This window comes from Burkholderia sp. A2 (assembly GCF_001729305.1).
GTDB classification, from domain to species: Bacteria; Pseudomonadota; Gammaproteobacteria; order Burkholderiales; family Burkholderiaceae; genus Burkholderia; species Burkholderia sola.
In genome coordinates this window covers 45,249-62,827 of the sequence record NZ_LZXX01000160.1, presented here as the reverse complement: position 1 = coordinate 62,827, position 17,579 = coordinate 45,249, and the positions used below count along the sequence as shown (strand labels likewise).

Annotated in this window: 19 protein-coding genes; 6 read left to right on the top strand and 13 right to left on the bottom strand. The window is 66.1% G+C overall.

Features of this window, described 5'->3' with window-relative positions; genetic code table 11:
* The 4 genes from A9Z05_RS33635 to A9Z05_RS33615 form a co-directional block, all read left to right on the top strand.
* Positions 1–715 (top strand): DHHA1 domain-containing protein (locus A9Z05_RS33635; protein ID WP_256122168.1); only part of this gene is annotated, 715 nt, incomplete at its 5' end.
* A gap of 161 nt (positions 716–876) precedes the next feature.
* Positions 877–1,981 (top strand): peptide chain release factor 2 gene (gene prfB / locus A9Z05_RS33625; RefSeq protein ID WP_124504323.1). Its coding sequence is split into 2 segments (ribosomal slippage): positions 877–957 and positions 959–1,981, totalling 1,104 coding nucleotides; the frame shifts between segments, so codons are not numbered across the junction.
* A 73-nt stretch (positions 1,982–2,054) separates the two neighbouring features.
* A complete protein-coding gene (gene lysS, locus A9Z05_RS33620) occupies positions 2,055–3,581 on the top strand; it encodes a lysine--tRNA ligase (protein ID WP_069621828.1) in 1,527 nt (508 codons plus the stop codon).
* 347 nt (positions 3,582–3,928) lie between these two features.
* Positions 3,929–4,657 (top strand): glycine zipper 2TM domain-containing protein, encoded by a 729-nt coding sequence (locus A9Z05_RS33615; RefSeq protein WP_069621827.1) that lies wholly within the window; start codon positions 3,929–3,931, stop codon positions 4,655–4,657.
* Between the two features lie 145 nt (positions 4,658–4,802).
* Here A9Z05_RS33615 and iscX read toward each other — a convergent pair whose 3' ends face one another.
* The 12 genes from iscX to A9Z05_RS33555 all read right to left on the bottom strand — a co-directional run bounded on the left by iscX (position 4,803) and on the right by A9Z05_RS33555 (position 13,924).
* The gene (gene iscX / locus A9Z05_RS33610) at positions 4,803–5,012 is read right to left on the bottom strand and encodes a Fe-S cluster assembly protein IscX (protein ID WP_069621826.1); all 210 of its coding nucleotides are present in this window, start codon (positions 5,010–5,012) and stop codon (positions 4,803–4,805) included.
* Positions 5,013–5,031: 19 nt separating this feature from the next.
* Positions 5,032–5,373: an ISC system 2Fe-2S type ferredoxin gene (fdx, locus tag A9Z05_RS33605; protein WP_069621825.1), complete on the bottom strand. Its 342-nt coding sequence runs from the start codon at positions 5,371–5,373 to the stop codon at positions 5,032–5,034.
* 87 nt (positions 5,374–5,460) lie between these two features.
* Positions 5,461–7,329, bottom strand: a complete 1,869-nt coding sequence (hscA, locus tag A9Z05_RS33600) for a Fe-S protein assembly chaperone HscA (protein WP_069621824.1) — start codon at positions 7,327–7,329, stop codon at positions 5,461–5,463.
* A gap of 54 nt (positions 7,330–7,383) precedes the next feature.
* Positions 7,384–7,911: a Fe-S protein assembly co-chaperone HscB gene (gene hscB, locus A9Z05_RS33595; RefSeq protein WP_006491598.1), complete on the bottom strand. Its 528-nt coding sequence runs from the start codon at positions 7,909–7,911 to the stop codon at positions 7,384–7,386.
* A gap of 96 nt (positions 7,912–8,007) precedes the next feature.
* Positions 8,008–8,331, bottom strand: a complete 324-nt coding sequence (gene iscA, locus A9Z05_RS33590; protein WP_011885413.1) for an iron-sulfur cluster assembly protein IscA — start codon at positions 8,329–8,331, stop codon at positions 8,008–8,010.
* A 65-nt stretch (positions 8,332–8,396) separates the two neighbouring features.
* Positions 8,397–8,804, bottom strand: a complete 408-nt coding sequence (iscU, locus tag A9Z05_RS33585) for a Fe-S cluster assembly scaffold IscU (protein WP_006478389.1) — start codon at positions 8,802–8,804, stop codon at positions 8,397–8,399.
* 67 nt (positions 8,805–8,871) lie between these two features.
* Entirely contained in the window at positions 8,872–10,095 is a 1,224-nt protein-coding gene (locus A9Z05_RS33580) for an IscS subfamily cysteine desulfurase (RefSeq protein ID WP_069621823.1), read from the bottom strand.
* A gap of 65 nt (positions 10,096–10,160) precedes the next feature.
* Positions 10,161–10,700 (bottom strand): Fe-S cluster assembly transcriptional regulator IscR, encoded by a 540-nt coding sequence (gene iscR / locus A9Z05_RS33575; RefSeq protein ID WP_006401955.1) that lies wholly within the window; start codon positions 10,698–10,700, stop codon positions 10,161–10,163.
* A 114-nt stretch (positions 10,701–10,814) separates the two neighbouring features.
* Positions 10,815–11,297, bottom strand: coding sequence for a low molecular weight protein-tyrosine-phosphatase (locus A9Z05_RS33570; RefSeq protein ID WP_069621822.1), 483 nt, complete (start codon positions 11,295–11,297; stop codon positions 10,815–10,817).
* Between the two features lie 101 nt (positions 11,298–11,398).
* Complete coding sequence (locus A9Z05_RS33565; protein ID WP_050013005.1) at positions 11,399–11,626, bottom strand: hypothetical protein; 228 nt, start codon at positions 11,624–11,626, stop codon at positions 11,399–11,401.
* A gap of 128 nt (positions 11,627–11,754) precedes the next feature.
* Positions 11,755–13,167: a lactate utilization protein B gene (locus A9Z05_RS33560; protein WP_069621821.1), complete on the bottom strand. Its 1,413-nt coding sequence runs from the start codon at positions 13,165–13,167 to the stop codon at positions 11,755–11,757.
* A 34-nt stretch (positions 13,168–13,201) separates the two neighbouring features.
* Entirely contained in the window at positions 13,202–13,924 is a 723-nt protein-coding gene (locus A9Z05_RS33555; RefSeq protein WP_069621820.1) for a (Fe-S)-binding protein, read from the bottom strand.
* A gap of 183 nt (positions 13,925–14,107) precedes the next feature.
* On the opposite strand from A9Z05_RS33555, the gene A9Z05_RS33550 reads away from it, so the two are divergent.
* Complete coding sequence (locus A9Z05_RS33550) at positions 14,108–14,917, top strand: IclR family transcriptional regulator (RefSeq protein ID WP_050013008.1); 810 nt, start codon at positions 14,108–14,110, stop codon at positions 14,915–14,917.
* Between the two features lie 112 nt (positions 14,918–15,029).
* Here A9Z05_RS33550 and pbpG read toward each other — a convergent pair whose 3' ends face one another.
* On the bottom strand, positions 15,030–16,196 hold the full coding sequence (gene pbpG / locus A9Z05_RS33545; RefSeq protein WP_050013009.1) for a D-alanyl-D-alanine endopeptidase: 1,167 nt from the start codon (positions 16,194–16,196) through the stop codon (positions 15,030–15,032).
* 654 nt (positions 16,197–16,850) lie between these two features.
* Here pbpG and A9Z05_RS33540 point away from each other — a divergent pair.
* A complete protein-coding gene (locus A9Z05_RS33540) occupies positions 16,851–17,417 on the top strand; it encodes a phasin family protein (RefSeq protein WP_034188948.1) in 567 nt (188 codons plus the stop codon).
* Positions 17,418–17,579 lie beyond the last annotated feature (162 nt).

Genomic DNA, 17,579 nt, shown 5'->3' with positions numbered 1-17,579 from the left:
CGAAATCGAGGCCGGCATGCAGCAGCAGGCGCTCGCCGATCTCGCCGACGTCGATCCGGCCGACGCATGCACGATCACGCTGTTCAATCCCGAATGGCACCAGGGCGTGATCGGCATCGTCGCCGGCCGGCTCAAGGAAAAATTCCACCGCCCGTCGTTCACGTTCGCGCACGCCGACGACGACGGCAAGCGGGTCAAGGGCTCCGGCCGATCGATCGCCGGCTTCCATCTGCGCGATGCGCTCGACCTCGTGTCGAAACGCGAACCGGACCTGATCGTCGCGTTCGGCGGCCACGCGATGGCGGCCGGCCTCACGCTCGACACCGAAAACGTGCCGCGCTTCGCTGCCGCGTTCGAGGCCGTCGCGCGCGAATGGCTGTCCGACGATGCGCTGGCCCGCGTGATCGAGACCGACGGCGAACTCGAGGATGCGTACTTCACGCCGCAGTTCGTCGGCCTGCTCGACGAAGCCGTGTGGGGGCAAGGGTTTCCGGCCCCGCTTTTCTCGGGCGAATTCGACGTCGTGTCGCAGTCGCTCGTGAAGGAAAAGCACCTGAAGCTGCAGCTGGCGCGCGGCCGCCAGCGCTTCAACGCGATCTGGTTCAACCACACCGAGCCGCTGCCGGCGAGCGCGCTGGTCGCGTACCGGCTCGTCGCCGATACGTGGAACGGCGTGACGCGCGTCCAGCTGATCGTCGAACACGCGGCCGGCTGAGCGCCGGGCACCCGGCCGACCGGCCCGCGGCACTCGCGAGCCGCATGCGTGCCGCGCCGAACGGGGCCGCGGCGCGCATGCAAGCACACTCCGCGTCACCGGGAAACCCCACCGATCGGCTATAATTCCGCTTTTTTACGAAGCAAGAATAGCGAACGATCATGGAAGCGGAACGTCTCAACGCGATCGAAAGCTCCCTGCTCGACCTGCGCAACCGCGCGGGCGAGCTTCGGGGGTATCTTTGACTACGACGCCAAAGCTGCGCGTCTGACCGAAGTCAACAAGGAACTCGAAGACCCGAACGTCTGGAACGATTCGAAGAACGCCCAGGCGCTCGGTCGCGAGAAAAAGCTGCTCGAAGGCGTCGTCACGACGCTCACCGTGCTCGATAGCGACCTGCGCGACGCGCTCGACCTGTTCGAGCTGGCGCGCGAGGAAGGCGACGAAGACACCCTTCTCGCATCCGAAGAAGACGCCGCGAAGCTCGAGGCGCGCGTCGGCGACATCGAGTTCCGCCGGATGTTCTCGAACCCGGCCGATCCGAACAACTGCTTCATCGACATCCAGGCCGGCGCCGGCGGCACCGAGGCATGCGACTGGGCGTCGATGCTGCTGCGCCAGTACCTGCGCTACTGCGAACGCAAGGGCTTCAAGGCCGAGGTGCTCGAAGAGTCCGACGGCGACGTCGCCGGCATCAAGAACGCGACGGTCAAGGTCACGGGCGAATACGCGTACGGCTTCCTGCGCACCGAAACGGGCATCCACCGCCTCGTGCGCAAGTCCCCGTTCGACTCGTCGGGCGGCCGCCATACGTCGTTCTCGTCGGTGTTCGTCTATCCGGAAATCGACGACTCGATCGAAGTCGAGATCAACCCGGCCGACCTGCGCATCGACACGTACCGCGCATCCGGCGCGGGTGGCCAGCACATCAACAAGACCGACTCCGCGGTGCGGATCACGCACATGCCGACCGGCATCGTCGTGCAGTGCCAGAACGACCGCTCGCAGCACCGCAACCGCGCCGAAGCGATGGCGATGCTGAAGTCGCGCCTGTACGAAGTCGAAATGCGCAAGCGCCAGGCCGAGCAGGACAAGCTCGAATCGAGCAAGACCGATGTGGGCTGGGGCCACCAGATCCGCTCGTACGTGCTCGACCAGAGCCGCGTGAAGGACCTGCGCACGAACGTCGAAATGAGCAACACGCGGGCGGTGCTCGACGGCGATCTCGACGACTTCATCAGCGCGAGCCTCAAACAGGGCGTGTAAGCGCCGCGGCGCGGCCGGCCCGCGCCGCCCTTCCCGTTTGCGTTGCCGCACCCCACTCCGAATTCCGACCATCATGACCGAACCGACCCAAACGCAGCCCGCCGTCACGGCGGACGACAACCAGATCATCGCCGAGCGCCGCGAGAAGCTGCGCGCGTTGCGCGAGCAAGGCGTCGCCTATCCGAACGATTTCCGGCCCGAGCACCACGCAGCCGACCTGCAGGCCAGATTCGCCGATTCGGACAAGGCCGCGCTCGAAGCGAATCCGGTCGAGGTGTCGGTCGCCGGCCGCATGATGCTCAAGCGCGTGATGGGCAAGGCGAGCTTCGCGACGGTGCAGGACGGGTCGGGCCAGATCCAGTTCTTCGTGACGCCGAACGACGTCGGCGCCGACACCTACGACGCGTTCAAGAAGTGGGACCTCGGCGACATCGTCGCCGCGCGCGGCGTGCTGTTCCGCACCAACAAGGGCGAGCTGTCGGTCCAGTGCAAGGAACTGCGCCTGCTGTCGAAGGCGCTGCGTCCGCTGCCGGACAAGTTCCACGGTCTGTCCGACCAGGAAATGCGCTACCGCCAGCGCTACGTCGACCTGATCGTCACGCCGGAAACGCGCGACACGTTCCGCGCCCGCACGAAGACGATCGCGTCGATCCGCAAGTTCATGGACAACGCCGAGTTCATGGAAGTCGAGACGCCGATGCTGCACCCGATCCCGGGCGGCGCGGCCGCGAAGCCGTTCGTCACGCATCACAATGCGCTCGACATGCAGATGTTCCTGCGCATCGCGCCGGAGCTGTACCTGAAGCGCCTGATCGTCGGCGGCTTCGAGCGCGTGTTCGAGATCAACCGCAATTTCCGGAACGAAGGCGTGTCGCCGCGTCACAACCCGGAATTCACGATGATGGAGTTCTACGCCGCGTACACCGACTACCGCTGGCTGATGGACTTCACCGAGCAACTGATCCGCCAGGCGGCGATCGATGCGCTCGGCACCGCGACGATCCAGTACCAGGGCCGCGAGCTCGACCTCGCGAAGCCGTTCCATCGCCTGACGATCACGCAGGCGATCCAGAAGTACGCACCCGACTACACCGACGGCCAGCTGTCGGACGACGCGTTCCTGCGCACCGAACTGAAGCGCCTCGGCGTCGACGTGTCGCAACCGGCCTTCCTGAATGCAGGCATCGGCGCGCTGCAGCTCGCGCTGTTCGAGGAAACCGCGGAATCGCAACTGTGGGAGCCGACCTACATCATCGACTACCCGATCGAGGTGTCGCCGCTCGCACGCGCATCGGATACGGTGCCGGGCATCACCGAGCGTTTCGAGCTGTTCATGACCGGCCGCGAGATCGCGAACGGCTTCTCGGAGCTGAACGATCCGGAAGACCAGGCCGCGCGCTTCAAGAAGCAGGTCGAGCAGAAGGATGCGGGCGACGAGGAAGCGATGTTCTTCGACGCCGACTACATCCGCGCGCTCGAATACGGGATGCCGCCGACCGGCGGTTGCGGGATCGGCATCGACCGTCTGGTGATGCTGCTGACCGACAGCCCGACGATCCGCGACGTGCTGCTGTTCCCGCACCTGCGCCGCGAAGACTGACGGCCGCCCCCGCGTGTGCGCCGCCCCCCGTGGCGCGCACGCGTCGGGTTTGTAACGACGCGTAAATCCCGCCAGCCGGCGTCCGCCGGCCTACGATCCTCCCCCCTTTTATTCCCTCGCGGCGACGCGCTTCTCCGGGTTTTCCCGGAAACGTCCGCCCATGCCCCGCTGCAATTCGTTACACCTTGATACGGCGCACCGCCCGGCCGTGGACGACACTCCTGTTGCGTCACCACGCATGACCACGGGACCAGAACGAGGCGCCGGAACGCCGAGTCTGCTCGCTCCCGAGCGTGGGATCCTGCTGCGGCGCCGTGCGCCGATCCGGATCGACCTTGGAGAACAAAATGGACAACCAGAATCAGACCACGCCGCAAAAGCAACGCCTCCACCCGCTGATCGCCACCGCGGCCGGCGCCGTCATCGTCGCCAGCCTCGCGGCGACGGCAGCGATCACGGGCGTCTTCCCGAAAGCCACCAGCAGCAACGAGCAGAACGGCCAGACCCAGGCCGCGCTGATCGCGTCGCAGCCGGCCGTCGATACGGCCGCGGCCGCCAGCGCCGCGCTGGCCGCGCAAGCGCAGCGGCAGGCAGCGGAACAGGCGGCCGCGCAGCAGAAGGCGGCCGTCGCGCAGGCCGAGCCGAAGCCGGCGCCGCGCCCGGCTACGCCGCACCGCCGTCACACGACCGCCCCGCAGCCGCCGCAATACGCGCAGCAGCCGTCGGCGCCTGCGCAGACCTACTGCCAGAGCTGCGGCACGGTCGTCTCGATCACGCAGACGCGCACGCCGGGCCAGAGCTCGGGGATCGGCGCCGTGGGCGGCGCGGCGGCCGGCGGCCTGCTCGGCAACCAGTTCGGCAACGGCAACGGCCGCACCGCGATGACGATCATCGGCGCGCTGGGCGGCGGGCTCGCCGGCAACCAGGTCGAGAAGCAGGTTCGCGCGGAAACCGACTATCAGGTGCAAGTGCAGATGGAAAGCGGCGCGACGCGCACGTTCACGTACCGCAACCCGCCGCCGTTCGGCCAGGGCCAGCGTGTGCGGATCGAGAACGGCACGCTGGTCGGCGCTTAACGCCGATGGTGTAATCACCGGCGGCCGCTGCCTGCGTGTCGTGCGCGGGCAGTTCGCTCAAAACGAAAACGGCTCGCGAGCAAAGCGCTCGCGAGCCGTTTTTCATTGGCGCGGCGTGCATCGTTACCGTGCACGCCCCGGCCGGTCAGTCCTCGTCGTCGAAATCCGATTCGTCGATCCAGTGTGCCTGGATCGCCTCGAGGATCTTCTCGCCGGAGTGCGCCGGATCGTCATTGAAGCCGTCGAGTTCGAGCACCCACTGGCGCAGGTCGACGAAGTTGATCCGCTGCGGGTCGATGTCCGGGTGCTTGTCCGCCAGCGCAATGGCTATTTCACGCGAATCGGTCCATTTCATCGCCTGCCTCCGGTTCCTGTCAGTGATTTTCCTTCGCGTGGTTGATCGAGTACTTCGGGATCTCGACCACCAGGTCCGAATCTTCCCTCACGATCGCCTGGCACGACAGGCGCGACGTCGGCTCGAGGCCCCACGCCTTGTCCAGCAGATCGTCCTCGTCCTCCTCGGACGGCGCCAGATCGTTGAAGCCTTCGCGGATCACCACGTGGCACGTCGTGCATGCACACGACTTCTCGCATGCATGCTCGATCTCGATCCCGTGATCGAGCAGGTTGTCGCAGATACTCTTGCCGGGCGTCGCGTCGATCACCGCGCCGTCCGGGCACAGTTCGACGTGAGGCAGCACCACCAGTTGAGGCATGTTCGTTCCGTCAGTCAGGGTGCGGCGCCATGCGCCGCACGTTCATCATCGCGCGGGCCGTTGCCGGCCGATGCGCGGTTCGTAGGTTCAGATCTCGTCGAGCCGGCGACCCGACAGCGCGCGCTTGATGCTCTTGTCCATCCGGCGCGCCGCGAATTCGTCGGTCCCGTCGGCCAGCGCCTTGGTCGCCGCTTCGATCGCATGCGTATCGTCGCCCTGCGCGACCGTGCGCAGCGCCGCGGCCAGCGCGTCGACCTGCGCGCGCTCGTCGGCCTCGAGCAGTTCGCCATCGGCCGCCAGCGCGGCCTGCGTCGCCTCGAGCATCCGCTCGGCCTCGACCTGCGCTTCGCGCAGCGCACGGGCGCGCATGTCGATTTCGGCGGTCTTGAAGCTGTCTTCCAGCATCTTCGCGATGTCGTCGTCGGCGAGGCCGTACGACGGCTTCACGACGACCGACGCCTCGACGCCCGACAACTGCTCGCGTGCAAACACCGACAGCAGGCCGTCCGCGTCGACCTGATAGGTCACGCGAATGCGCGCGGCGCCCGCCGTCATCGGCGGAATGCCGCGCAGCTCGAAGCGCGCGAGCGACCGGCAGTCGGCGACGAGCTCACGCTCGCCCTGCACGACGTGGATCGCCATCGCGGTCTGGCCGTCCTTGAAGGTCGTGAATTCCTGCGCGCGCGCGATCGGAATCGTCGAGTTGCGCGGAATGATCTTCTCGACGAGGCCGCCCATCGTCTCGACACCGAGCGACAACGGAATCACGTCGAGCAGCAGCCAGTCGTCGCCGGTGCCGCGATTGCCCGCGAGCAGATCGGCCTGGATCGCCGCGCCAAGTGCGACGACCTGGTCCGGATCGAGGTTCACGAGCGGCGGCTGGCCGAAATATCTGGCGACCGCGTCGCGGATCACCGGCATGCGCGTCGCGCCACCGACGAGCACGACGCCCTTGATGTCGGCCGGCGTGACCTGCGCATCGCGCAGCGCCTTGCGGGTCGGCGTGAGCGTGCGCTGCACGAGCGGCTCGACGAGCGACGCGAACGTGTCGTGCGAAATCGTCTGCACGAGATGCGCGCCGCTCGACAACGTCACGTCGAGTGCGGCCTCGGGTGCCGACGACAGCGCTTCCTTCAGCACGCGCACGCGGTCGAGCAGCAGGCGGACGTCCTCGGGCGCGAGCGTCTTCGCGTCGATACCGGCCTGCGCGAGCACGTGACCGAACAGCGCGTGGTCGAAATCGTCGCCGCCGAGCGCGGAATCGCCGCCCGCGGCCAGCACCTCGAACACGCCCTTCGTCAGCTTCAGGATCGACAGGTCGAACGTGCCGCCGCCAAGATCGTATACCGCGTAAAGGCCTTCGGCCGCATTGTCGAGGCCGTAGGCGATCGCCGCGGCGGTCGGTTCGTTCAGCAGGCGCAGCACGTTGAGGCCGGCGAGGCGCGCGGCATCCTTGGTCGCCTGGCGCTGTGCATCGTCGAAATACGCGGGCACCGTGATCACCGCGCCGACCAGCTCGTCGCCGAGCGTGTCTTCCGCGCGATAACGCAGCGTCGCGAGAATCTCGGCCGACACTTCGACCGGGCTCTTCACGCCGTCGATCGTGCGGATCTGCACCATGCCCGGCGCGTCGACGAATTCGTACGGCGCGTTCGCCGCGCCTTCGACCTCGGCCTTGCCGCGACCCATGAAGCGCTTGACCGACACGATCGTGTTACGCGGATCGGTCGCGGCCTGCTCCTTCGCTTCGTAGCCGATGCGGCGGCCGCCCTTCTCGAGGTAACGGACCACCGACGGCAGCAGCACGCGGCCCGCTTCGTCCGGCAGGACTTCGGGCACGCTGTTGCGCACGGCGGCGACGAGCGAGTTCGTCGTGCCGAGATCGATCCCGACGGCGAGTCGCCGCTGGTGCGGCGCCGGCGCCATGCCCGGTTCGGAAATTTGCAGTAAAGCCATCTTGGTTCGTTCGGGCGCTCGGCCCGTTTGCTGCGCGTGCCGCAAGGCACGCGGTTAAGTTTCGAGGCGCTCGATCTGCGCGCCCACTTCCGACGCGACCCGTTCGATGAACATCAGCTGACGCACGGCTTCCGCGGCGGCCTGGTCCGCACCGCTGTCGAGCAGCGTGCCGAGGCGCTCGACGCGCACGCGCTTCTCGTCGCGCAACTCGGCGAGGAGCGCATCGAGCGCGTCGACGTTGCGGGCGGCCGCGGCATCCTCGATGCCCTCGCGCCATTCCATCTGCTGCATCAGGAAGGCGGGCTCCATCGCCGTGTTGTTTTCCGCGCCGATGTCGACGCCGCGCAGCGACAGCAGATAGGACGCGCGCTTCAGCGGATCGCGCAGCGTGCGGTACGCCTCGTTCGCGCGGGTGGCCCATTGCATCGCGATGCGCTTTTGCGCATCGCCGGCCGCCGCGAAGCGGTCCGGGTGCACCTGCGTCTGCACCGTCCGATAGGCGGCGTCGAGCGCCGTCTCGTCGAGCGCGAATTGCGCCGGCAGATGAAACAGGTCGAAATGGCTGTCTTTCAGCGAAACCATCGTCGCGTTCAATTCCGGTTCGTCGCGCGGCAAACGCCGCACATTAAAAAGGCGGCCCGTGCCGCCTGTTGCCCGCATCGCGCGGAGGGAGCCGCGTCACACGCGGAACGATTCCCCGCACCCGCACTCGTCCTTCACGTTCGGGTTGTTGAACTTGAACCCTTCGTTCAGGCCTTCGCGGGCGAAGTCGAGCTCGGTGCCGTCGATATAGGCGAGGCTCTTCGGATCGACGACGACCTTCACGCCATGGCTCTCGAACACCTGATCCTCGGGAGCCAGCTCGTCGACATACTCGAGCTTGTATGCGAGCCCCGAGCACCCGGTCGTGCGAACGCCAAGCCGCAGGCCCACACCCTTGCCGCGACGGACGAGGTATTTCTGCACGTGCTGTGCTGCTTTTTCGGTCAGTGTAATTGCCATGATGTCCTTGCCGCGGCGCGCCGCCGGGGCCCGCCGCGTTTCCTTCCCTAGCCGCTCGATGCCGTTCAGGCTGCTGCCTGATCGCTTTCCTTGGTGTCGTGGCGCTTCTTGTAGTCGGCCACGGCTGCCTTGATCGCGTCTTCCGCGAGGATCGAGCAGTGAATCTTCACCGGCGGCAGCGCGAGTTCCTCGGCGATCTGCGTGTTCTTGATCGACAGTGCCTCGTCGAGCGTCTTGCCCTTCACCCATTCGGTGACGAGCGAGCTCGATGCGATCGCCGAACCGCAACCGTAGGTCTTGAACTTCGCGTCTTCGATCACGCCGTCCGCGCCGACACGAATCTGCAGCTTCATCACGTCGCCGCATGCCGGCGCGCCGACCATGCCCGTGCCGACCGTGTCGTCGTCCTTCGCGAACGAACCGACGTTGCGCGGGTTTTCGTAGTGATCCAGAACCTTGTTGCTGTAAGACATGACTCAGACTCCTTGACTCGTTACGTCTGCGTGCGTCAATCCGCCCGCGGTTGCATTCAATGCGGTATCAGTGTGCGGCCCATTCGATCGTCGACAGATCGATGCCTTCCTGGTGCATTTCCCAGAGCGGCGACAGCTCGCGCAGCTTCGCGATCTTGCTGTTCAGCAGATCGACCACGAAGTCGACTTCCTGCTCCGTCGTGAAGCGGCCCACCGTGAAGCGGATCGAGCTGTGCGCGAGCTCGTCGTTGCGGCCGAGCGCGCGCAGCACGTACGACGGCTCCAGCGACGCCGACGTGCACGCGGACCCCGACGACACCGCGACGTCCTTGATCGCCATGATCAGCGACTCGCCTTCGACGAAGTTGAAGCTGATGTTCAGGTTGTGCGGGACACGGCGATCCATGTCGCCGTTCACGTAGGTTTCCTCGATCTGCGACAGGCCGCGCAGCAGCTTGTCGCGCAGCATGCGGATGCGCTCGTTCTCCGTCGCCATTTCCTCGCGCGCGATGCGGAACGCTTCGCCCATGCCGACGATCTGGTGCGTCGCCAGCGTGCCCGACCGCATCCCGCGCTCGTGACCGCCGCCGTGCATCTGCGCTTCGATGCGCACGCGCGGCTTGCGACGCACGTACAGCGCGCCGATGCCCTTCGGGCCGTAGGTCTTGTGCGCCGAGAACGACATCAGGTCGACCTTCAGCTTCGCGAGGTCGATCGCGACCTTGCCGGTCGACTGCGCGGCATCGACGTGGAACACGATGCCCTTCTCGCGGCAGATTTCACCGATCGTCTCGATGTCCTGGATCACGCCGATCTCGTTGTTCACGTGCATCACCGACACGAGAATCGTGTCCGGGCGCAGCGCGGCCTTGAACACGTCGAGGTCGATCAGGCCGTCGTCCTTCACGTCGAGATAGGTGACTTCGAAACCGTCGCGCTCGAGCTCGCGGCACGTGTCGAGCACGGCCTTGTGCTCGGTCTTCACCGTGATGATGTGCTTGCCCTTGCCCTTGTAGAAGTTCGCGGCGCCCTTGATCGCGAGGTTGTCCGACTCGGTGGCGCCCGACGTCCAGATGATCTCGCGCGGATCGGCGTTCACGAGCGCGGCCACCTGCTCGCGCGCCTCCTCGACCGCGCGCTCCGCGTCCCAGCCGTAGGCATGGCTGCGCGACGCCGGGTTGCCGAACTGCTCGCGCAGGTACGGCACCATCTTGTCGACCACGCGCGGATCGACGGGCGTCGTCGCGCTGTAATCCATGTAGATGGGCAGGTGGAGAGTCTCTTGGGTCATCTGTCGCTCCGGGTATTCTATGCAGGGACTATGTGCGTTATGGGGTATGGCGGGCGCCTTCGCGCTCACGAACTCGCGATGTTGAACACCGAATTGGGGCCGAGCGGCATCGTGCGCACGGGCTCGGCCGGTGCGGCGACGGGCTCCGGCGCGCGCCGGTCGCGCAGCACCGCAGGGGCGCCCTCGCGTGCGCGCTGCTGATCGACGAGATCCTGCAGCGACACCGAATCGAGGTATTCGACCATCTTCTGGTTGAGCGTGGACCACAGCTCGTGCGTCATGCAATGGCCGTCGGGCTGCTTCGAGCCGTCGCACGTGCCTTTGCCGCCGCACTGCGTGGCGTCGAGCGGTTCATCGACCGCGATGATGATGTCGGCAACGGTGACGTCCTGCGCGCGACGCGCGAGGTTGTAGCCGCCGCCCGGGCCGCGCACGGATTCGACGATTTCATGCCTGCGCAGCTTGCCGAACAGCTGTTCGAGATACGAGAGCGAAATCCGCTGGCGCTGGCTGATGCCTGCAAGCGTCACCGGGCCCTGCTCCTGGCGCAGTGCCAAGTCAATCATCGCCGTGACGGCGAAACGGCCTTTGGTGGTGAGTCTCATGGTGTCTAGGGGACTGCAATCTTGACGATTTTGGTCAAGTATAAATATTTGACGTTTTTAGTCAAGTATCCATGCCTTTGAAAGGGTATTCGCAGACCGCTGAATAGCGCGCGGTCAGTGCGCGGTGCGCGCGCGGAGCGTCTCCAGCAGGCCCGCGCATGCGCGCTCGATTTGATCGAGCACCTGCTCGAAGCCCTGCGCGCCGCCGAAATACGGATCGGCCACTTCGGTTTCGGTCGCGCCCGGCGCGAATTCCATCAGCAGGCGCACCTTGTCGCGATGCTGCGGTGGGCAGCGGCGGCGCAGCTCGGCGAGATTCGCTTCGTCCATCGCGAGCAGCAGGTCGAAACGCTCGAAATCCGCCACGCTCACCTGCCGCGCGCGCAGCGCCGACAGATCGTAGCCGCGGCTGCGGGCCGCCGCCTGCGCACGCGTATCCGGCGGTTCGCCCACGTGCCAGTCGCCGGTGCCGGCCGAATCGATCGCGATCCGGTCGGCCAGTGCGGCCGCATCGACCTGGTGGCGCATCACGCCCTCCGCGGTGGGCGAACGGCAGATGTTGCCGAGACAGACGAAACAGATCGCAACGCGCGTCATCGCACTATCGGGAAGCCGCGGCGAACCGCGTGGGAGAAGAACGCGCCATTATACAAAGGCGGCCGACATCGCGCCGCCGCGCGAAGCGACGGCGCCATGCATTACAGCGCCTTCGGCGCAGCGAGCGCCATGTCGCCGGATGCCGCCGGCAGCGGCTGGGCGGCGTCGCCGACCAGCCCGAACGACACCGCGCGCGCCAGTTCGGCGGACGCCTGGTGAACCGCGAGCGGGCCGCGCGACGGCGCATCGGCCATCGCATGCAGATAGGCAACCGCTGCCAGCGGAACCACGATTGCCAGCGGCCAGTACATCGATATTGTCTTTTTCATGATGCGGACCTCGTTGACCTCGTACCCCGAAACCCGATTCCGGGGACTACAGACGAGATTCTATAGACCGCATCTATCAAGATAAATATGCAAATAGCGAACGCACTGTTGCCGCGCGCTGAACAGTGTCAGCCGAGGTGACTTTGCGACGCCGCGTACAACTCGCGGAACGTGCGCCCGGTCGGTGTCGGCATGTCGCGCGTATCCATCCAGCCGCCCATCATCGGCAGGCGCCGCAGCATGCCGCCGTCGCCGCCCAGCCGTTCGAGGACGCGCACCGCGAGTTTGGTCGTCAGCGCATACAGCATCGGGCGCCGGGCGAAGAACCCCCACGCGGCGAGCGCCGCGCGTTCGCGCCACGGCCGCAGATGGCGCTCGACCTGCTTCTCGCGCAACGTGCGCAACAGGTGCGACAACGGAATCCCGGCCGGGCACACGCTGTCGCATTCACCGCACAGCGTCGCCGCCTGCGGCAGGTCGAGCGTGCGCTCGAGCCCGACGTAGCTCGGCGTCAGCACCGATCCCATCGGCCCCGGATAGACCCATCCGTACGCATGACCGCCGACCTTCTGGTACACCGGGCAATGGTTCATGCACGCGCCGCAGCGGATGCAGCGCAGCATCTCCTGGAATTCGCCGCCGATCAGGCCCGTGCGGCCGCCGTCGACGAGCACCACGTAGTTGTGCTCGGGGCCGTCCTCGTCGCCGGGCCCGCGCGGCCCGGTCAGCAGCGAGAAATAGTTCGACGTCTTCTGCCCGGTCGCGGAACGCGGCAGCAACCGCATCGCGGTCGCGAGATCCTCGAGGGTCGGCAGCACCTTCTCGATGCCCGTCACCGCGACATGCACGCGCGGCATCACCGTGCACATGCCCTCGTTCCCTTCGTTCGTCACGATCGCGACCGAACCCGTTTCGGCGATCACGAAGTTGCCGCCCGTCACGCCCATGTCGGCCGACATGAAATGCGGGCGCAGCACCTCGCGCGCCTCACGCGTCATGTCCGGGATCTCGGTGAGCCGCTCGCGCCCATGCGTGCGCGCGAACAGGTCGGCGATCTCGTCCTTGTCCTTGTGCACGACGGGCGCAATGATGTGGCTCGGCGGCTCGTTGTCGTTGATCTGCAGGATGTATTCGCCGAGGTCCGTCTCGATCGACTGCACGCCCATCTCGGCGAGCACCGCGTTCAGGCGCATTTCCTCGGACACCATCGACTTGGTCTTGATGACCTTCCTCACGTCGTGCCGGCGCGCGATGTCGGCCACGAGCCGCGCGGCGTCCGCGGTCGTTTCGGCGAACAGCACCGTCGTGCCGCGCCGCGTCGCCTCGCGCTCGAACGCCTCGAGCCACACGTCGAGATTCTCGAGCGCGCGATTGCGGCGCGCTTTCAGCGCGGCGCGCGTGGCCGGGAAGTCGATCATGGTCATCGCGTCGGCGCGCGCGGACACGAACTTCGTCGACAGCTTCTTCAGGTTCTGCTGCAAGCGCTGGTCGGCCAGCTTCTGGCCGGCGCGCGCCTTGAAATGCATCGATTGGACTTGCATCGCGGTATCGGGGAAAAGTGAGCGGAACCGGGCGTCAGACGTCGCCCGCCAGCACCTGCGCGACGTGCAGCACGCGCGTGTCGCGGTCGCCGGTGCGGCGCAACCGCCCTTCGATGTTCAGCATGCAGCCGAGATCGCCGAGCACCACCGTGGCCGCGCCCGACGCGCGCACGTTCGCGCATTTTTCATCCGCGATGGCCGCCGAGATGTCGCCGTATTTCACCGAGAACGTGCCGCCGAAGCCGCAACAGTGCTCGCAGTCCTTCATCTCGGTGACGGCCACGCCGCGCTGCGCGAGCAGCGCGCGCGGCTGCGCCTTCACGCCGAGCTCGCGCAGCCCCGAGCACGAATCGTGATAGGTGACCGGCCCGGCGAATTCGCCCGGCGCCAGCGACACCTTCGCGACGTTCGCGAGGAAATCGGTCAGTTCGTAAACTTTCTGCTGGAACCGCGTGTAGCACCCCATCAGCTCGGGATCGTCGCGGAACAGATCGGCGTAGTGCGCGCGGATCATCCCGCCACACGAACCGGACGGGGCGACGACGTAATCGAACGGCTCGAACTCGCGCAGCGTCTTTTCCGCGAGGTCGCGCGCGAGCGCGCGGTCGCCCGAGTTGTAGGCCGGCTGGCCGCAGCAGGTCTGCGCGGGCGGCACGACCACCTCGTAGCCGGCGTCGCGAATCAGCTTGAGCGCCGAAAAGCCGATTTCGGGGCGCATCAGGTCGACCAGGCAGGTCACGAACAAACCGACTCGCATACGTGCTCCTTCGAGAAAACGGCTCTCATTATCCGACGTTTGTCCGGCAAGACCAACGCCGGCCCCCGCGCAAGCCCGCGATGCGCGAAACGAGGACTTCCTCGAACGGCGTTCGCTTTTTTCACGATACGAGATACAATCGATCCAATACCGCTTGCCGCGTCAACCGATTCCTCCCCCGACATGAGCCAACCCACCCCGGATTCAAAAACGTCGATCCAGGTGATCGAACGCATGATGCGGTTGCTGGACGCGCTCGCCGCGCACAGTGACCCCGTCAGCCTGAAGGAACTTGCGCAGCGCACGGAGCTGCACCCGTCGACCGCGCACCGCATCCTCAACGACATGGTGACCTGCCGCCTCGTCGACCGCTCCGATCCCGGCACCTACCGCCTCGGCATGCGGCTGCTCGAGCTCGGCAATCTCGTGAAGGCGCGCCTGTCGGTGCGCGACGCGGCGCTGATGCCGATGCGCGAGCTGCACCGCCTCACCGGGCAGACCGTGAACCTGTCGGTGCGCCAGGGCGACGAGATCGTCTACATCGAGCGCGCGTACTCCGAGCGCTCGGGGATGCAGGTCGTCCGCGCGATCGGCGGTCGCGCGCCGCTGCACCTCACGTCGGTCGGCAAGCTGTTCCTCGCGGCCGACGAAACGTCGCGCGTGCGTGCGTATGCGACGCGCACGGGGCTGTCCGGTCATACGCAGAACAGCATCACCGATATCGCGAAGCTCGAGCGTGAGCTGACGATCGTCCGCCAGCAATCGTGCGCGCGCGACAACGAAGAGCTCGAACTCGGCGTGCGCTGCATCGCGGCCGGCATCTACGACGATTCGGGCAAGCTCGTCGCGGGCCTGTCGCTGTCGGCGCCGGCCGACCGGCTGCAGGACGCGTGGCTCGGCCAGTTGAGCCGGACGGCGCTCACCATCTCCGAATCGCTCGGCTACCGGCCGGCGCCCGCGAAGGACGTGGACGGGCTGCAGCGGCAGGCGTAAGCCGCGCCGTCGGCCAGGTTCGGCGGCGGTTCCCAGACAAAAAAAGCCCCGCGATTGCGGGGCTTTTCGTTGCGGCGACCGGTACGGTACGGCGGCAAACCACCGCACGCGATCAGGTACCGCCGCTCGGCGTGTTGGCCGCCGTCAGGCGCTCGCCGCCGCCGGCGTCGAGCCAGTTGCGCAGGCGCGAGGCATCGGCGAAACGCGAGTACTTGCCGAACGAATCGAGCAGCACCATCACCATCGGCCGGCCGTGAATCGTCGCCTGCATCACGAGGCATTCGCCCGCTTCGTTGATGAAGCCCGTCTTCTGCAGGCCGATGTCCCACGAACCGTTGCCGCGGATCAGCGCGTTGGTGCTGTTGTAGACGAGATTGCGCTTGCCCGTGTACACCTCGTAGGTACGATCGGTCGAGAACTGGCGGATCATCGGGTACTGGTACGCCGCATTGACCATCTTCACGAGATCGCGCGCGCTCGACACGTTCGAGCTCGACAGGCCGGTCGAATTCTCGAAATGCGTATCGGTCATGCCGAGCGACTTCGCCTTCGCGTTCATCGCCGCGATGAACGCCGGACGGCCGCCCGGGTAGTAGCGCGACAGCGCGGCGGCCGCGCGGTTTTCCGACGCCATCAGCGCGATGTGCAGCATGTCCTCGCGCGACAGCACCGAGCCGACCGACAGGCGCGAGCCCGTGCCCTTCTCGTAGTCGCGGTCTTCGTCGGTGACTTCGAGCTGATCGGTCATCGGCGACTTCGAGTCGAGCACGACCATTGCCGTCATCAGCTTCGAGATCGACGCGATCGGCACGACCGCGTGTGAATTCTTGTCGAACAGCGGCTCGCCGGAATTCTGGTCGACGACGTACGCGACGCTCGAGCGCAGCGCGAGCGCGTCGGGCGTGTCGTGCAGGCCGAACGCCTGGCCGACCGTCGGACGGCGCGGCTGGAACGCGACCTTGCGCACCGCGCCGCGATGGCCGCCATGCAGGTTGTTCGCCGCGAGCGTCACGCGCTTTCGCGACGCCTTCGCGCGCGGCGCATCGGCGTCGGCGACCTTGGCGGATTTGTCGGAGGTCGCCCTGGCCGACTTCTTCTTCGCTGACGAAGCAGGAGCGACGGCCTTTTTCTTGGCGGCTTGGGTCTTCGCAGTGGCGGCGAAGGCGTCAGCAGGCGTGACGGACGCGGTGGTCGCCAGCAACGCGACTGCGACCGACACAGCGGTGCCGAGCGTCATGCTCTGCAACAATCTGCGCGGTGAAAACGATTCGGCTTTCATTGGGGTCTGGACAAAGCGGGCGGGAGGTTTCCGCAAGTGTAGTTAAAGCTGAAAAAAAGAGCAATATTAGGCACTTACCGATCGTCTTTAAACCGGAATGTAAGAGTCGGCCAAACTCCGGCCAATCGACTCTTCCGCTCCCATCGAAAAAATCGATGGGATGCACTGCCCGACAGCGCCCGTCTCCCGATTACCACGCGGTTAATTGAGATAACGTCACTTCGGAGGCAATTTAAAGCGGGGAAAGTACGTATCCGGTGCTCGGCGTGCCCAGGGCGCCGGTCTCGACCGTGACGGCGGCACGTCGCCACGGCACGCGCATCGAAACGGCGCGTTTTTCGACAGGAACAGAAGGATAACGTTCCATGGGCCTGTCAGGTTTACCTGTGCGTGATCATGGTGCGGCGCGTTTGCCCCGCCGCCGTGCGCACCATGTGGGAACACGTATGAAACCGATTCCGAACGGGCGCGATAACTCGTTGTTTTATCGATAATTTGTCGCGATTGTGCAACGCACAAAAAATGCTTGACATCCGTGCCCTCTGCCCTAAAATAGGCCTCATTGCTGCGTTGCACAAAGCACGCGGCGCCGAAGTTCCCCAGCGTAGTGCCCTTTATCCTGCGATCGACGCGATCGCTTTTCAGGAGCCTGACATGTCCTTGCTGACCCCCGAGCAAATCGCCGCCGCCCAAAAAGCCAACCTCGAAAGCCTGTTCGGTCTGACGACCAAGGCGTTCGAAGGCGTCGAAAAGCTGATCGAACTCAACCTGCAAGTCGTGAAGTCGACGCTGGCCGAAGGCCAGGAAAACGCGCAGCGTCTGCTGTCGGTGAAGGACGCGCAGGAACTGATCGCGCTGCAAGCGAGCCTGTCGCAGCCGGTCGCGGAAAAGGTGCTGTCGTACGGCCGTCACCTGTACGAAATCGCCTCGTCGACGCAAGCCGAGTTCGCGAAGGTCGCCGAAGCGCAATTCGACGAGCAGAACAAGAAGGTCCAGGCACTCGTCGACAACGTCGCGAAGAACGCCCCGGCCGGTTCGGAAACGGCTGTCGCCGCCCTGAAGTCGGCACTGAACGCTGCGAACACCACGTACGAAACGGTTCAGAAGGCCACGAAGCAAGCGGTGGAAATCGCTGAAACGAACTTCAACGCCGCTGCTGCCGTCGCAACGAAGGCCGCAACCGCCGCTGCCGCACGTCGTTCGAGCAAGCCGGCCGCGTAAGCGTCCCCTGCTCCTGAAAGAGCCGCGCCCAGCGCGGCTTTTTCGTTTCTGGCGCGGCAGCGTGCGCGGGCGGCAACGGCCCGTCGCCTTCGAGCGCTGTCGCGCGCCAGGCAAAACAAAACGCCGCCGCCCGGTTTGCCCGGGCGGCGGCGTTGTTTCGAG

What these genes read in the sequence shown, in the direction of transcription:
- iscU (WP_006478389.1), bottom strand. Translation starts at nt 8,804, where the DNA reads ATGTCTTACAGCAACAAGGTTCTGGATCACTACGAAAACCCGCGCAAC.
- A9Z05_RS33580 (WP_069621823.1), bottom strand. Translation starts at nt 10,095, where the DNA reads ATGACCCAAGAGACTCTCCACCTGCCCATCTACATGGATTACAGCGCG.
- hscA (WP_069621824.1), bottom strand. Translation starts at nt 7,329, where the DNA reads ATGGCTTTACTGCAAATTTCCGAACCGGGCATGGCGCCGGCGCCGCAC.
- A9Z05_RS33615 (WP_069621827.1), top strand. Translation starts at nt 3,929, where the DNA reads ATGGACAACCAGAATCAGACCACGCCGCAAAAGCAACGCCTCCACCCG.
- A9Z05_RS33565 (WP_050013005.1), bottom strand. Translation starts at nt 11,626, where the DNA reads ATGAAAAAGACAATATCGATGTACTGGCCGCTGGCAATCGTGGTTCCG.
- A9Z05_RS33540 (WP_034188948.1), top strand. Translation starts at nt 16,851, where the DNA reads ATGTCCTTGCTGACCCCCGAGCAAATCGCCGCCGCCCAAAAAGCCAAC.
- lysS (WP_069621828.1), top strand. Translation starts at nt 2,055, where the DNA reads ATGACCGAACCGACCCAAACGCAGCCCGCCGTCACGGCGGACGACAAC.
- A9Z05_RS33570 (WP_069621822.1), bottom strand. Translation starts at nt 11,297, where the DNA reads ATGACGCGCGTTGCGATCTGTTTCGTCTGTCTCGGCAACATCTGCCGT.
- A9Z05_RS33550 (WP_050013008.1), top strand. Translation starts at nt 14,108, where the DNA reads ATGAGCCAACCCACCCCGGATTCAAAAACGTCGATCCAGGTGATCGAA.
- iscA (WP_011885413.1), bottom strand. Translation starts at nt 8,331, where the DNA reads ATGGCAATTACACTGACCGAAAAAGCAGCACAGCACGTGCAGAAATAC.
- fdx (WP_069621825.1), bottom strand. Translation starts at nt 5,373, where the DNA reads ATGCCTCAACTGGTGGTGCTGCCTCACGTCGAACTGTGCCCGGACGGC.
- pbpG (WP_050013009.1), bottom strand. Translation starts at nt 16,196, where the DNA reads ATGAAAGCCGAATCGTTTTCACCGCGCAGATTGTTGCAGAGCATGACG.
- iscX (WP_069621826.1), bottom strand. Translation starts at nt 5,012, where the DNA reads ATGAAATGGACCGATTCGCGTGAAATAGCCATTGCGCTGGCGGACAAG.
- iscR (WP_006401955.1), bottom strand. Translation starts at nt 10,700, where the DNA reads ATGAGACTCACCACCAAAGGCCGTTTCGCCGTCACGGCGATGATTGAC.
- hscB (WP_006491598.1), bottom strand. Translation starts at nt 7,911, where the DNA reads ATGGTTTCGCTGAAAGACAGCCATTTCGACCTGTTTCATCTGCCGGCG.
- A9Z05_RS33560 (WP_069621821.1), bottom strand. Translation starts at nt 13,167, where the DNA reads ATGCAAGTCCAATCGATGCATTTCAAGGCGCGCGCCGGCCAGAAGCTG.
- A9Z05_RS33555 (WP_069621820.1), bottom strand. Translation starts at nt 13,924, where the DNA reads ATGCGAGTCGGTTTGTTCGTGACCTGCCTGGTCGACCTGATGCGCCCC.